The following is a 13546-nucleotide window of genomic DNA, read 5'->3' on the forward strand; positions in this document are numbered from 1 at the left end:
GTCGCCGCGCATGTCCTCCAACGCCGTCACCCTGACCGAACTGCTGATCCGCGAACGATCGGCACTGCTGCGGCGCGTGCAGCGCATTCTCGGTGGCGACAGCGGGGCGGAAGACGTGATCCAGGCGGTCTGGTTCAAGGCGCGCGGGGTCGACAACAGCCAGAGCATCGACAATCCGCGCGCCTATCTCTATCGATTGGCCATCAACCTCGCCACCGACCATGGCCGCGAATCGACGCGGCGCAACCGCCTGCTGGCCGAGCACTACCTGTGGCAGGAGGACGAGCAGATCTCCACGGAGGAGCAGGTGATGGCGCAGGATGAGTTGCAGCGCGTGCTTGATGCCGCCGGCCACCTGCCCGAGCCGACGCGTACCATCTTCCATCTCAATCGCCTGCAGGGCCTGACCCAGGCCGACATCGCCCGACGCCTCGGGGTGTCGGTGACCACGGTGGAGAACCACGTACGCACTGCGCTGCAGCGGCTTGCCTGGGCACGCAGCGGTCGATGAACGATCCGGCTTGGGGGCGCATACCCGCCGTGCGTCTTGATTCGCAGGCCGCCCATGCGGTCTAGTCCTTCCGCCCACCTCTGATCGTGTCCCCCGCCAGCCGATGAGCCCGCCCCCGACACCCCGCAGCACCGCCGATGATGCCGTGGCCGAACAGGCCAGGGACTGGATCGTGTGCCTGGCGTCCGGCGATATCAGCGACGCGCGCATGGATGCGTTCGAGCGCTGGTTGGCCGAGCCTGCGAATCGGCGTTCATTCGAGCATGAGCGCATGCTGTGGCGCAGTGTGGGGCCGCGTCCGGTCGCCATCGAACGCAGGCAGGCAGCGCGTCGCCCGCGGCGGCTGCGTTGGGCCATGGCCACCGCCGCTGCGCTGGCATTGCTGGTGGTCTGGCCCGATACCTGGCTGCGCCTGCAGGCGGATCATCGCAGCGACCACCGCGTGCAGGATGTGCATCTGCCCGATGGCAGCCGTGCCGTGCTCGATGCCGACAGTGCGATCGCCGTGCACTTCGATGACCAGCGTCGTCGCATTGAACTGCTGCGTGGCCGTGCCTGGTTCTACGTGGCGCCTGATGCGCAGAGGCGCTTCAGCGTCGCGGCTGGCAACGGTGTGGTGGAAGACATCTCCACCGCATTCACGGTCGCCCACGTTGCCGCCGGGGTGGAGACCGAAGTCGGACAGGGCCGCGTACGCGTGGCCAGTCCGGTTGATGGCGGCTGGACCTATCTGCAGGTGGGGCAACGTGCGGGCTATGGCGAGCATCGAAGCGTGCAGCGACTGATCGACGTTGCCGCAGACAGTGTCGGTGCCTGGCGACAGGGCGAGCTGCTGCTGGAGCAGGCCAGCGTGACCGATGCCGTGCACGAGGTCGGTCGCTATCGCGCAGGGCCGACGTTCGTGCGCGGCAATCTCCAGGCGCTTCCAGCCGTCAGCGCGGCGCTGCGCGTCGATCATCCGGAGCAGGCACTGGACGCGCTGGCGGCCACCGCCGGCCTGCAGGTCACCCGCCTGCCACTGGGTGTGGCAATCGTCCACCGGTAACGCCACGCCATCCACGGATGCAGCGGATGCATCGCATCCGTCTTGGGGATCGCACGCCGCCACGCGTCTCATCCACGAACGTACCCGCCGCCGCCACGTACGTCGTTGGGTCCGCGCATGCGCGGATGATGCCGCGCCCGCGGCCACGCTCCTCTGACAGGTTCCCCCATGTACGAATTCCGCCGCCCGGGCCGCGCACCGCGCCCGTCCCGTCTGTGCATCGCGCTGCTGGCCGCCGGCCTGGCAACCGCCACCCCCACCGTGATGGCGCAGTCCAGCACCGCTGGCCCGGCTGCGGTACAGCACTTCGATATTCCCGACCAACCGCTGGACGATGCACTGCGCGCCTACATGCGCCAGTCCGGTGTGCAGGTGGTCTATCCGAGCACGCTGGCCAAAGGCGTGATCTCGCAACCGGTCAGCGGCACGCTGTCAGCCGACGAGGCCCTCGCACGTCTGCTGCGCGGCAGCGGCCTGAGCGTGCGCCGGGTAAGCGCCGATGCGGTGACGCTGGAGGTCGCTGCGGCGGGCCAGACGGGCGGAGTGATCGTCACCGATACCCTCAGCGTGGCCGGAGACCGCGTGCAGGGCGGCGCGGCCAGCGATGAAGCGCGCCTGCTCGACAGCTACCGCAGCGTGGGTTCGACCACCAGCATCGGCCGCGTCGCACTGGAGCGGTTCCGCGGCACCTCCAACGGCGACATCGTCAAGGGCGTGGCCGGTGTTACCGCGGGCGATCCCCGTGTGGGCAATGGCTTCGACGTCAACATCCGCGGCATCCAGGGCCAGAGCCGGGTGCCGGTCATCATCGACGGTGGCCAGTCCAGCATGGACACCTACCGTGGCTATGCCGGCCAGTCGCAGCGCACCTACCTCGACCCCGACCTGATCTCGCGGCTGACCATCACCAAGGGCCCGAGCCTGCAGGCCAATGCCTCCGGCGGTATCGGTGGCGTGGTCGAAATGGAAACCCTGAATGTCGATGACGTGCTGCGCGAGGGGCGCGATGTCGGCGTACGCTTGCGCGGGGGACTGGCCAACGGCAGCGCCAACAACCTGCCCGGCTACGAGGCCGTGCCGCGCAGCGATCGCAGCGCCACCGGCAGCCAGTTCTTCAACGTGGCCGCCGCCGGGCACTGGGATCGCTTCGACCTGGTGGCCGCCTATGCGTACCGAGACAACGGCAATTACTTCTCCGGCAGCAAGGGCTACGACGATTTCCCGCAGACCCGTCGCACCCTGGCCCCGCTGAACCCGCCGCGCACCGAAGTGTTCAACACGTCCTCGCGTTCGAAATCGACCCTGCTCAAGGGCACCTGGCGCATCGACGACGCGCAGACGCTGGAAGCGGGCTATCGGCGCTATGAAGGCACCGCTGGCGAGATCATGGCCTCGCAGATCATCCGCGTTGAACGTGACCGCATCCCGCAATGGGATCCAGGCCACGTCGACATGGACAGCTACAGCCTGCGCTACCGGTTCAACCCGGACAGCGAGCTGATCGACCTGCGCGTCAACGCGTGGTACACCGACGCCGACAGCGTGATGTACAACAGCCTGACCGGCATTACCCCGTGGTACTTCGACCGCCGTACCGAGTGGTACGACGCGCCCAGCTTCAGCGGCAATCCCGGCTACAAGGATGCCTACCGCAACCCGTTGCGGCAGAAACGCTTCGGTCTGGACGCCAGCAACACCTCGGTGTTCGACAGCAGTGCCGGCCGCTTCACCCTCGATTACGGCCTGTCCTACAGCGATGAAGACATCGCCCCGGGCAGCTCCGGCCCGATCATGCACGACGACCTGGTCAACAACCGCTTCCTGCGCAATGCCGAGCGCAAGGAATACAGCGCGGTGGCGTCGCTGAAGTGGGCGCCGGACGAACGCTGGGAGATGCTGCTGGGCGGGCGCTGGAACCGCGTGGACGTGCATGACCGCAACCGCCTGGCCACGCCGGACGGATACGAAGTCCAGGGCCAGTACCGCTACACCGAGCTGCTCAACGGCAATCCCAAGCTGCCGTCGTGGCGGGCCAAGCGTATCGCGCTGCTGAACTGGTATCCCGACGCGAACGGCAACTTCACCCAAGAGTCGCTGCTGGCCTCGCCGTACAAGAAGGGCACCGTCGGCGACATCAGTGGCTGGAACTTCTATGACGCCGATGCTGCTGAGGATCTGAAAGTGCCGGTGAGCTGGACCTGGTCGCAGCCGATCCGCCGCCGTGACAGCGCGTTCTCGCCGACCGCCAGCGTGGCCTTCCGTTTCAGCGAAGACAGCATGGTCTACCTGAAGTACGCCGAAGGCACCAAGCTGCCGAGCCTGTTCGAGACCACGCTGGGCCTGTTCACTGCGGCCAAGCCGGTGGACGAACTCAAGCCCGAGCGCGCGCACAGCTGGGAACTGGGCGCCAGTACGATCCAGCACGACCTGTTCACTGCCGGTGACCGCCTGGCGCTGAAGCTGGCGTACTTCGATACCCGCATTGATGACCTGATCACCCGCGACTACCGCACGTTGTCGGCCGGCCTGATCCGCAACGTCGACCGTTTCAAGGTGTCGGGCATGGAGTTCCAGTCCAGCTATGACAGCGGCAAGGTGTTTGCCGATCTGTCGGCGCACTACTACTTCAAGGCCAAGACCTGCGCGCCGGACATCGCTGCCGAACGCCGCGCGTACGGCGTCCAGCGCAGGATCGAGGAACTGATCGGCACGCCGGACTGCGTGGATGGTGGCTTCGAAGGTTCCTACAGCAACACCCAGAACCCGCCGCGCTACATGGTCAACCTGACCCTGGGTTCGCGACTGTTCGATGAGCGGCTGACCTTCGGCACCCGCGTGGTCCACAACGCCGGCCCGATCAGCAAGCTGGACAAGGAATGGAACGTGGGCCTGTCAGCGATCCAGCAGCTGTACCGGCCGACCACGCTGGTGGATCTGTTCGCGAGCTGGAGTTTCAACGACCAGCTGTCGGTGGAAGCGAACGTGGACAACGTGACCGACCGCTACTACCTGGATCCGCTGGCCCTGGGTGTGATGCCGGCTCCGGGCCGGACCGCGCGGTTGGCCTTTACCTGGAAGTACTGATCGGCGGGGTCGGATCCCTTTCCTGTGGAAAGGGCTCTGACCCCATCGGGTCCGGCCATCCACGCATGGCGTGGATCCACCGAACAACCGGTAGCGCCGGGCCATGCCCGGCGAGCGATTACAGCCCGGTCGCCGCCTTCACCGCCGCTTCGTGCAGCGCTTCGTTCAGTTCGTCGACCACGGTCGTCCAGGCTGCATCAGCCTGCAGCGATTCGGCCAAGAACTGGCGCTGGGCTTCGTTCCAGTACGGGGCATCGGCCACTTCCACACCGGCGGCCAGCTGGTGGTCGGCGATGAACCGGGCAATGCCCTCGGCACTGGCATCCAGACCCAGCTGCAGGAACAGGTTGGTCATGCGCGGTTCGGTGGTGATCATCGGTGGGGTCCTGGCAATGGAAAGGAACCTGCATTATCGACGCAAGCAGGGTTGGGGGAACCCTCGCCGGGATCGTCTACAGGGGGACGCTTTCCCTGGCACTCCCGATGACCGTTCAGACATCCCTCGAAGACAGCCGCAGCGTGCGGCTGAAGGCCGCCACCCGCGACAGCCATGGCGCCCTCGACAAGCGCATCATGGCCGGCGACATCTTTGCCGACCGCAGCAATTTCGCTCGCTTCCTGCGGGTGCAGTACCGCTTCCACCGCAGCATCGACGCGTTGTACGCCAGCCCTGCGCTGGACGCATTGCTGCCGGACCTGGCTGAACGTCGCCGCCTGCAGCAGGTACGCAGCGACCTGCAGGACCTGGAGCAGGCGCTGCCGGGCGAGGACATCGTCGCACTCGGGAATGACCTGCCGCTGCCGACTGCATTGGGCTGGTTGTATGTTGCTGAAGGCTCCAACCTGGGTGGCACCGTGCTCTACAAGATGGCGGCTGCGCTCGGCCTGGATCGTGATTTCGGCGCGCGCCACCTGGCGGCACATCCTGATGGGGCCGCGCGGCACTGGCGCGAGTTCACTGCTGCACTGGATGCAGTGGTGCTGTCGCCGGCGCAGGAGCAGGAAGTGATCGATGCCGCCGATGCCGCGTTCCGCAGCGTACACGGCCATGTCGAAGTGGAGTTTTCCTGATGTCCCTGCACCGCCCGCTGGCGCGCGATTGATGCGCTGGCTGTGGTTCGCGCTCGGCTGGCTGATGGTCGCGCTGGGGGTGATCGGCGCGCTGCTGCCAGTCATGCCGACCACCATCTTCCTGATCCTGGCGGTGGGCTGCTTCGCGCGCAGTTCGCCCAGGTTCGAACAGCGGCTGCTTTCCCATCCGCGCTACGGCCCGTCGCTGCGCCTGTGGCGTGAGCAGGGTGCGGTATCGCGCAAGGGCAAGGTGTTTGCCAGCGCGGGCATGGCGGTGGGATTTGCGATGTTCTGCTGGGGCGCACACCCGTCCTGGCGCCTGCTGCTGGGCGTTGGCCTGTTCTTTGCGGTCAGTGCCGGCTATGTCCTGAGTCGACCGGCGCCACGTTTCGATCTTTCGCCGCTGGTGGGCGTGGACGATGCCGCCGATCCGCGCGCTGCCCGCCGTCGCGCCTCCTCTTCCGATTCCAATGGAACCTCTGACGATGCTGCCTGCTGATCTGGCGCCCATGGCCGCCCCCGCACTGACCCCCTGGGGCATGTACCTGGCTGCCGATGTGGTGGTGAAGGGCGTGATGATTGCCCTGGCTGTAGCCTCGCTGGCCACCTGGACCGTGCTGCTGGCCAAGGGCTGGGAACTGGCCCGGCAGGCGCGCGCCTTGCGCCTCGCGCGAAGCCTGCTGCTGTCGGCACCCAGCCTGCCGGTCGCAGGCGGCGAGCCCGCACTGCAGCAGAGCATCGCCGTCGCCATGCTGGATGCTGCGCGCACCGAGCTGCATCTGTCGCAGGAACTTGATCATCGTGAGGGGATCAAGGAGCGGGTGGCGTCACGACTGGAGCGTCTGGAACTGGAGTCCGCACGCAACCAGCGTCGTGGCATCGGCGTGCTTGCCAGCATTGGCGCAGTGGCGCCCTTCGTGGGCCTGTTCGGCACCGTGTGGGGCATCATGAACAGCTTCATCGGCATCGCCCACAGCAACACCACCAATCTTGCCGTGGTTGCGCCAGGCATTGCCGAGGCGCTGCTGGCTACCGCGCTCGGTCTGGTCGCAGCGATCCCGGCGGTACTGGTCTACAACCACTTCACCCGGGTGCTGGCGGGCCTGCGTGGCCTGCTGGGCGATCTGTCCGCAGCTGTGCAGCAGCTGGTGTCGCGTGATCTGGATCGGGCTGCACGCCGTGCACCGGCAGGCACGCTGCGTGCAGTGAACTGAGGCACGCCATGGCGATCAGGACCGCATCCGGACGCGATGACACCCCGGAAGAAGCCCACGAGATCAATGTCACGCCCTTCATCGACGTGATGCTGGTGCTGTTGATCATCTTCATGGTGGCCGCGCCGTTGGCTACGGTGTCGGTGCCGGTACAGCTCCCCGCCAGCAGTGCGCAGGCGACGCCGGCAGAAAATGCGCCGGTGTATGTGACCGTGCAGGCCGACCTGTCGCTGCGGGTGGGCGAGGCGCCGGTGGCAAGCGATGGCCTCGCCAACGCGCTGCGCTCGGCAACGCATGGCGATACGTCGCAGCGTCTCTATCTGCGTGCCGATCAGCGCGTCTCCTATGGAGACCTGATGGCGACGCTGGACGCATTGCGCAGTGCCGGTTACCTGAAGGTCGCCCTGGTCGGGTTGGAGCAGGGCGCTCGATGAGCGGGCTGCAGCGCTGGGCAGCCAGCCTGGCGATCGTACTGCTGGCACATGCGGTGCTGATCGGTACGCTGTGGTGGTGGGCGTCGCGCACGCCGCCGGTCGTAGCAGTGGCACCTCCTGCCGCCTTGATGCTGGAATTGGCTCCCGCCGCGCAGGCGCCGCCGGTACCGCCGCGCGCGCTGCCCGCCGGACCGTTGCAGCAGGAGCAGCAGCGGCGCGTGACCATGCCGAAGCAACACGAACAGATCAAAGCGCCGGCGCTGCCACAAGGGGAACTTGCGCCCCCGCTCGAGCCAGCTGCGAAGCCGACAGAGGACGCTGCGGACGCCAACGTCGATCGCACGCTGGCGCCGCCGGACGTTCCTGCACAGGCAGCAGCACGTTACGCTGCACCGCGTACCACCGCTGGCGAACGCAGCAGTGCCAACGCCACCTGGCAGGGGTTGCTGCTGGGACACCTGCAACAGCATCGGCGCTATCCACGCCAGTCCGAACGGTTGCGCCAGCAGGGCGTGGCCTATGTGCGCTTTGCCGTTGCCCGCGACGGCCGTGTGTCGGCGCCACGTATCGAGCGCAGCAGCGGCTTCGCACTGCTCGACCAGGAGACACTGGACACCGTGCAGCGCGCCAGCCCGGTGCCGGTGCCGCCGGCCGATGTGGCCGGCGACCCGGTAGAAGTGATGGTGCCAGTGGCGTTCTATCTGCGCGGACGGTGATCGGCGGCGGGGGCCGCCATCCACGCATGACGTGGATCTACAGCAATGGCACCAGCAACAGCGCCACGATGTTGATGATCTTGATCAGCGGGTTGATCGCCGGGCCGGCGGTGTCCTTGTACGGATCACCCACGGTGTCGCCGGTCACTGCCGCCTTGTGCGCCTCGCTGCCCTTGCCGCCGAAGTGGCCATCCTCGATGTACTTCTTGGCGTTGTCCCAGGCACCGCCGCCGGTGGTCATCGAAATGGCCACGAAGAGCCCGGTGACGATCGTGCCGATCAGCAGGCCGCCCAGCGCGCGTGGCCCCAGCAGCAGGCCGACCACCACCGGCACGGCGACCGGCAGCAGCGACGGCACGATCATTTCGCGGATCGCCGAGCGGGTCAGCATGTCCACCGCCTTGTCGTACTGCGGCTTGGCGGTGCCCTGCATGATGCCGGGGATCTCGCGGAACTGCCGCCGCACTTCCTCCACCACCGCGCCGGCCGCGCGACCGACCGCTTCCATCGCCATCGCGCCGAACAGGTAGGGAATCAGGCCGCCGATCAGCAGGCCGATGATCACCGTGTGGTCGCTGAGGTCGAAGCGGAACTCCTGGCCGGGATTGGCCGCCTGCAGGTTGTGCGTGTAGTCGGCGAACAACACCAGCGCGGCCAGTGCTGCCGAACCGATGGCATAGCCCTTGGTGACTGCCTTGGTGGTGTTGCCCACCGCATCGAGCGGATCGGTGATGTCGCGGATCTCCGAGGGCAGTTCGGCCATCTCGGCGATGCCACCGGCGTTGTCGGTGATCGGCCCGTAGGCGTCGAGTGCGACGATCATGCCCGCCATCGACAGCATTGCGGTGGCGGCGATGGCGATGCCGTACAAGCCTGCCAGCGCGTGCGCGCCCCAGATCGCCACACAGACGGCGATAACCGGCAGCGCCGTGGACTTCATCGAGATGCCGAGGCCGGCGATGATGTTGGTGCCGTGGCCGGTGGTCGAAGCCTGCGCCACGTGCTGCACCGGCTTGTACTGGGTGCCGGTGTAGTACTCGGTGATCCATACGATCAGGCCGGTCAACACCAGGCCGATCAACGCACAGCCGTAGAGTGCGACAGGGCCATGCACGTTGTCTGCCATGAGACCTGTGGTGATCGGATAGAACGCGATCGCTGCCAGCACACCGGAGACGATCACGCCCTTGTACAGCGCTCCCATGATCGAGCCACCGGGCTTCACCTTCACAAACAGCGCGCCGATGATCGAAGCGATGATCGAAACACCGCCCAGCACCAGCGGATACAGCACCGCATTGGCACCGGCTTCGGCCAGCATCAGGCTGCCCAGCAGCATGGTGGCGATCACGGTGACAGCGTAGGTCTCGAACAGATCGGCGGCCATGCCGGCGCAGTCGCCGACGTTGTCACCGACGTTGTCGGCGATCACCGCCGGGTTGCGCGGGTCGTCCTCGGGAATGCCCGCTTCGACCTTGCCGACCAGATCGGCGCCGACATCGGCCCCCTTGGTGAAGATGCCGCCGCCCAGACGCGCGAAGATCGAGATCAGCGATGAGCCGAAGGCCAGGCCGACCAGTGCATGCAGTGCCTGTTCCATCGGCAGGCCCAGCCGCAGCAGCAGTGCGTAGTAGCCGGCCACGCCGAGCAGGCCCAGGCCGACCACCAGCATGCCGGTGATCGCACCGCCGCGGAACGCAACGTCCATCGCCGCACTGATGCCATGGCGCGCGGCCTCTGCGGTGCGTACGTTGGCGCGCACCGACACGTTCATGCCGATGTAGCCCGCTGCGCCGGACAGCACCGCACCGACCGCGAAGCCGATCGCGGTGTACCAGCTCAGGAAGATGCCGACCAGCACGAACAGCACCACGCCCGCGATGCCGATGGTCAGGTACTGACGGTTGAGGTAGGCGCGCGCGCCTTCCTGGATGGCCGTGGCGATGGCGACCATGCGTTCATTGCCGGTGGGTTGGCGCAGGATCCAGCGCGCCGAGACGATTCCGTACAGGATCGCGAGAATGGCGCAGCCCAGCGCCAATGACAGCCCGTGACGTTCCAGCATTAGACCCCTCCGCAGAATGGATGGACAAGCATCCAGTGGCGATGAACTGCACCACGAGGGGGACGACGGGCTGCAGCCTGGAACCAACCCGTACCGACCTTGGTGGTCGTCCGACGTATGGCGGTGTTCAGCATTCCCTGGTGTCCGCAGTATGCGTCCGGCTAGTTGTAGAGTCGAGCCATGCTCGACTAGCCGCGCCCGGCGAGCGCAGCGGTTGCTCGATGGATGCGCCTTTGCACCCCGTTAAGCCAACCTCTGCAAGCCTGCGCGCAGTCCTGTCGGAGAATCCCCATGCGCCTGTCCCTGTTGATGCTTGCCGTTCTGGCCCCGGCCCTGCCTGCCTTCGCGGCGGAAGCACCCGAACTGCAGCGCGCGGTCGGTGCACCGCAGGCGGTCGGCGCGGTGCATACGCTGCGGCAGATTCCCGAGGCCTGTGCCCGCCTGGAAGGCGCGTTCACCGGCCAGGCCGCGGAGCCCTATCGTTTCTCGGCGGTGCGCACCAGCGAGCAGTGCCAGCCGCGCGCCCGCTTTGTCGACTACGCTAAGGCACAACCGAGCGCCGACAAGGGCTGGAAGCTCAATGATGTGATCCGGGTTCCGAATGCGGCCTGCCCGGCGCAGCAGGCGGTGGTGCGGGTGTGGCGTCTGCCGGTGAACAACGCGCAGGCGCTGGATGGACAGGGCCAGTCGCGCATCTATCTGGAAGAAGCCAAGAAGCAGGCCGCCGCCGGCAAGATCCCGCAGGTGACGATGTTCGCCGCGCAGCTGCAGATGGAAGGCAAGGCCTGCAATTGAGGCCAAGCATCCACGCATGGCGTGGATCTACTGCAAGCGAGACCTAGGTAGTGCCGGCCGCTGGCCGGCAACCCCGCGATCAATCCGCAAGCCTCGCCCCGCGCGCCACCAGCAGTTCGCGCAGTGCCGATCGGTGGCAGTGCGCCGCATCCTCGCAATAGCAGCCCACCGCGATATCGCTGTGCTGCGACAGTGCCGCCAGAAGGTCCAGCGCGTGCGCCGCATCGGGTGCCTTCATTTCGACTTTGTAGTGACGGAAGAACGCCGTCCAGTCGGCGGCGGTCTTCGCCTCGTGCGCCTGTTTCACCAGCTCCGCGCTGGGAGACAGCGTAGGAAACCAGACGTCGTACCAGTCCTGCTTCGCGAACTCGCTGCGCGGCACACCGCGCGGCGGGCGCCGCACAGTGCCGATGCGCAGGCCTTCACCGGGCGCCCGCGGTGAGCCAAGTCGAACAACACGCAACGCCATGGCATTCCTCCTGAAAAGGGGACGGAGGGGATTAAGTCGTATCCGACCCACGCTGACGCTGGTGGAAGTGACGGAGGGGCGTATACGACTTAATCCCCTCCGTCCCCTTGGGGGTCAGCCTTCGAACGCTGGCAGTTTCTGCTTCACCGCGACGTTCTTCAGCGTCACGTACTTCGGCAGGCCATCACTACCGTAGGGCAACGGTGCTTCACCCTTGATCAACGGCTGCAGGTAGGCCCGCGCCTTGGCAGTGATGCCGAAGCCATCGCGGCGGATGAAGCTGGCCGGCATCTTCTTTTCATGGTTGGCGATCTTCGACAGCGGCGCTGCCTCGATCTTCCAACGATAGGGCGCATCGCTGCTGCGCACGATCACCGGCATCACCCCGTTCTGTCCCTTCAGCGCCAGCTGCACTGCCGCCTTGCCCACCGCCTGGGCCTGTTCCCAGTCGGTTTTGCTGGCCAGGTGGCGGGCCGATCGCTGCAGATAGTCGGGCAGGGCCCAGTGCACCTTCAGCCCCAGCTGGTCCTTGACCCGCCCGGCCAGATGCGCGGCCACGCCGCCCAGCTGCGAATGGCCGAAGGAGTCCTTGCCGCCGCCGGCGTCGGCGACGAAGCGGCCATCGGCGGTGGCGATGCCTTCCGAAGCCACCACCACGCAGTAGCCCACGCGTGCCACCACGGCCTTGACCTTGGCCAGGAACGCGGCCTCGTCATAGGCGCGCTCGGGCAGCAGGATGATGTGCGGGGCGTCGTCCTCGCCGGTACCGGCCAGGCCGGCGGCTGCAGCCAGCCAGCCGGCGTGGCGGCCCATCGCCTCGTAGATGAAGACGCGGGTGGAGGTCTCGGCCATGGCCGCCACGTCCAACGCCGCTTCGCGCACGGACACGGCCGTGTATTTGGCCGCCGAACCGAAGCCGGGGCAGGTGTCGGTCACCGCCAGGTCGTTGTCGATGGTCTTGGGCACGCCGATGCAGGTCAGGTCGTAGCCGGAGCTTTTTGCCAGCTGCGATACCTTCAGGGCGGTGTCTGCCGAGTCGTTGCCGCCGTTGTAGAGGAACCAGCGCACGTCGTGGGCGCGCAGGACCTCCAGCAGGCGGTCGTAACGGGCACGGTCGGCCTCCAGCGATTTCAGCTTGACCCGGCACGAGCCGAACGCGCCGCCGGGGGTGTGGGCAAGGGCGCGGATGGCCGCAGCACTCTCCTTGCTGGTGTCGATCAGCTCCTCGCGCAGGGCGCCAAGGATGCCGTTGCGCGCGGCCAGGACCTTGATTCCCTTGGCGCGGGCCTGTTCGATCACCGCTGCGGCCGTGGCGTTGATGACGGCGGTGACGCCGCCTGACTGGGCGTAAAGGAGGGTGCCATTGCGCATGCTTCTACCTGCTCGGGGGAGGGGACATTGCAGGGACATTACCCGGATGCGCTAAAGTGGCGCTATTGCGGTGCAGCGATACCGGACCGTCCGGGACGCGAACCTTCTTTATTTTCAACACGTTGGAGTCAGGTCAATGCGATTGGTTCTGTTGGGACCGCCCGGTTCGGGCAAGGGGACACAGGCGACGCGCCTGAAGGAAAAGCTCGAGATCGCCCACATTTCCACCGGCGACATGCTGCGCGCGGAAATCGCCGCCGGCTCCGAGCTGGGCAAGCAGGCCAAGTCGGTGATGGATGCCGGCAACCTGGTGTCCGATGAGATCCTGCTGGGCATGCTGAAGTCGCGCCTGGCCCAGGCCGATGTCGCCAAGGGCTTCATCCTTGACGGCTATCCGCGCAATGTGGCCCAGGCCAACGCGCTGGACGGCATGCTGGCCGAGATCGGCCAGCCGTTGGATGCCGTGGTGCAGCTGGACGTGGCCACCGAGCTGCTGGTCGAGCGTATCGCCGGCCGTGCGCAGGAACAGGGGCGCGCCGACGACAATCCGGAATCGGTGCGCAAGCGCCTGCAGGTCTACACCGAGCAGACCGCTCCGGTGGTCGACTTCTACGCTGGTCGTGGCACCCTGGCCCGCGTCGATGGCGTCGGCGAGCTCGACGAGATCGAAGCCCGCATCCTGGCGGCGATCAAGCGCTGACCCGGCTGGCCGGTCGATGCCGGCCGCCGCAGGCGCAAAAAAAACAGGCCTGATCCGCGAGGATCAGGCCT

At 66.8% G+C, this 13546-nt stretch carries 14 protein-coding genes; 10 read left to right on the plus strand and 4 right to left on the minus strand.

The genetic code is table 11. The features are described from left to right. Positions 1 to 10 precede the first annotated feature (10 nt). The 3 genes from AC27VL_RS11600 to AC27VL_RS11610 all read left to right on the plus strand — a co-directional run bounded on the left by AC27VL_RS11600 (position 11) and on the right by AC27VL_RS11610 (position 4640). Entirely contained in the window at positions 11 to 511 is a 501-nt protein-coding gene (locus AC27VL_RS11600) for an RNA polymerase sigma factor (protein ID WP_088101228.1), read from the plus strand. Between the two features lie 103 nt (positions 512 to 614). Continuing rightward, positions 615 to 1556 carry a FecR family protein gene (locus tag AC27VL_RS11605; RefSeq protein ID WP_488766512.1) on the plus strand — a complete coding sequence of 314 codons (942 nt, stop codon included), beginning with the start codon at positions 615 to 617 and terminating at the stop codon, positions 1554 to 1556. Positions 1557 to 1724: 168 nt separating this feature from the next. Beyond that, positions 1725 to 4640: a TonB-dependent receptor gene (locus AC27VL_RS11610; RefSeq protein ID WP_488766514.1), complete on the plus strand. Its 2916-nt coding sequence runs from the start codon at positions 1725 to 1727 to the stop codon at positions 4638 to 4640. 118 nt (positions 4641 to 4758) lie between these two features. Here AC27VL_RS11610 and AC27VL_RS11615 read toward each other — a convergent pair whose 3' ends face one another. Beyond that, the gene (locus AC27VL_RS11615) at positions 4759 to 5016 is read right to left on the minus strand and encodes a DUF2789 domain-containing protein (protein WP_032976752.1); all 258 of its coding nucleotides are present in this window, start codon (positions 5014 to 5016) and stop codon (positions 4759 to 4761) included. Between the two features lie 107 nt (positions 5017 to 5123). Between AC27VL_RS11615 and AC27VL_RS11620 the strand changes: the two genes are divergently transcribed. Genes AC27VL_RS11620 through AC27VL_RS11640 form a run of 5 tightly spaced genes read left to right on the plus strand, consistent with a single transcriptional unit; the run spans position 5124 to position 8075 of the window. Continuing rightward, positions 5124 to 5711: a biliverdin-producing heme oxygenase gene (locus AC27VL_RS11620; RefSeq protein WP_488766517.1), complete on the plus strand. Its 588-nt coding sequence runs from the start codon at positions 5124 to 5126 to the stop codon at positions 5709 to 5711. A gap of 31 nt (positions 5712 to 5742) precedes the next feature. Continuing rightward, positions 5743 to 6210 carry a YbaN family protein gene (locus AC27VL_RS11625; RefSeq protein ID WP_488766518.1) on the plus strand — a complete coding sequence of 156 codons (468 nt, stop codon included), beginning with the start codon at positions 5743 to 5745 and terminating at the stop codon, positions 6208 to 6210. Then, entirely contained in the window at positions 6197 to 6925 is a 729-nt protein-coding gene (exbB, locus tag AC27VL_RS11630; protein ID WP_100553476.1) for a tonB-system energizer ExbB, read from the plus strand. The genes AC27VL_RS11625 and exbB overlap by 14 nt, the downstream gene beginning before the upstream one ends. 8 nt (positions 6926 to 6933) lie before the next feature. After that, a complete protein-coding gene (gene exbD / locus AC27VL_RS11635; protein ID WP_488766520.1) occupies positions 6934 to 7359 on the plus strand; it encodes a TonB system transport protein ExbD in 426 nt (141 codons plus the stop codon). Beyond that, a complete protein-coding gene (locus tag AC27VL_RS11640) occupies positions 7356 to 8075 on the plus strand; it encodes an energy transducer TonB (protein WP_488766522.1) in 720 nt (239 codons plus the stop codon). The genes exbD and AC27VL_RS11640 overlap by 4 nt, the downstream gene beginning before the upstream one ends. Before the next feature lie 37 nt (positions 8076 to 8112). Here the strand turns inward: AC27VL_RS11640 and AC27VL_RS11645 are convergent, their stop codons facing one another. Beyond that, positions 8113 to 10140 (minus strand): sodium-translocating pyrophosphatase, encoded by a 2028-nt coding sequence (locus AC27VL_RS11645; protein ID WP_100460264.1) that lies wholly within the window; start codon positions 10138 to 10140, stop codon positions 8113 to 8115. Between the two features lie 291 nt (positions 10141 to 10431). Here AC27VL_RS11645 and AC27VL_RS11650 point away from each other — a divergent pair, with 291 nt between their 5' ends. After that, complete coding sequence (locus AC27VL_RS11650; protein WP_099821616.1) at positions 10432 to 10935, plus strand: hypothetical protein; 504 nt, start codon at positions 10432 to 10434, stop codon at positions 10933 to 10935. Positions 10936 to 11014: 79 nt separating this feature from the next. Here AC27VL_RS11650 and AC27VL_RS11655 read toward each other — a convergent pair whose 3' ends face one another. After that, entirely contained in the window at positions 11015 to 11404 is a 390-nt protein-coding gene (locus tag AC27VL_RS11655; protein WP_312705176.1) for a DUF488 domain-containing protein, read from the minus strand. A gap of 114 nt (positions 11405 to 11518) precedes the next feature. After that, the gene (locus AC27VL_RS11660) at positions 11519 to 12775 is read right to left on the minus strand and encodes a 6-phosphofructokinase (protein WP_025874176.1); all 1257 of its coding nucleotides are present in this window, start codon (positions 12773 to 12775) and stop codon (positions 11519 to 11521) included. Positions 12776 to 12911: 136 nt separating this feature from the next. On the opposite strand from AC27VL_RS11660, the gene AC27VL_RS11665 reads away from it, so the two are divergent. After that, the gene (locus tag AC27VL_RS11665; RefSeq protein WP_025874177.1) at positions 12912 to 13475 is read left to right on the plus strand and encodes an adenylate kinase; all 564 of its coding nucleotides are present in this window, start codon (positions 12912 to 12914) and stop codon (positions 13473 to 13475) included. Positions 13476 to 13546 lie beyond the last annotated feature (71 nt).

This window comes from Stenotrophomonas sp. 14P6.2.3 (assembly GCF_057799055.1).

Bases quoted from the DNA above. Each gene is read 5' to 3' on its own strand.
- AC27VL_RS11665 (WP_025874177.1), top strand. From the start codon at position 12,912: ATGCGATTGGTTCTGTTGGGACCGCCCGGTTCGGGCAAGGGGACACAG.
- AC27VL_RS11645 (WP_100460264.1), bottom strand. From the start codon at position 10,140: ATGCTGGAACGTCACGGGCTGTCATTGGCGCTGGGCTGCGCCATTCTC.
- AC27VL_RS11640 (WP_488766522.1), top strand. From the start codon at position 7,356: ATGAGCGGGCTGCAGCGCTGGGCAGCCAGCCTGGCGATCGTACTGCTG.
- AC27VL_RS11605 (WP_488766512.1), top strand. From the start codon at position 615: ATGAGCCCGCCCCCGACACCCCGCAGCACCGCCGATGATGCCGTGGCC.
- AC27VL_RS11600 (WP_088101228.1), top strand. From the start codon at position 11: ATGTCCTCCAACGCCGTCACCCTGACCGAACTGCTGATCCGCGAACGA.
- AC27VL_RS11615 (WP_032976752.1), bottom strand. From the start codon at position 5,016: ATGATCACCACCGAACCGCGCATGACCAACCTGTTCCTGCAGCTGGGT.
- exbB (WP_100553476.1), top strand. From the start codon at position 6,197: ATGCTGCCTGCTGATCTGGCGCCCATGGCCGCCCCCGCACTGACCCCC.
- AC27VL_RS11660 (WP_025874176.1), bottom strand. From the start codon at position 12,775: ATGCGCAATGGCACCCTCCTTTACGCCCAGTCAGGCGGCGTCACCGCC.
- AC27VL_RS11610 (WP_488766514.1), top strand. From the start codon at position 1,725: ATGTACGAATTCCGCCGCCCGGGCCGCGCACCGCGCCCGTCCCGTCTG.
- AC27VL_RS11655 (WP_312705176.1), bottom strand. From the start codon at position 11,404: ATGGCGTTGCGTGTTGTTCGACTTGGCTCACCGCGGGCGCCCGGTGAA.
- AC27VL_RS11625 (WP_488766518.1), top strand. From the start codon at position 5,743: ATGCGCTGGCTGTGGTTCGCGCTCGGCTGGCTGATGGTCGCGCTGGGG.
- AC27VL_RS11650 (WP_099821616.1), top strand. From the start codon at position 10,432: ATGCGCCTGTCCCTGTTGATGCTTGCCGTTCTGGCCCCGGCCCTGCCT.
- AC27VL_RS11620 (WP_488766517.1), top strand. From the start codon at position 5,124: ATGACCGTTCAGACATCCCTCGAAGACAGCCGCAGCGTGCGGCTGAAG.
- exbD (WP_488766520.1), top strand. From the start codon at position 6,934: ATGGCGATCAGGACCGCATCCGGACGCGATGACACCCCGGAAGAAGCC.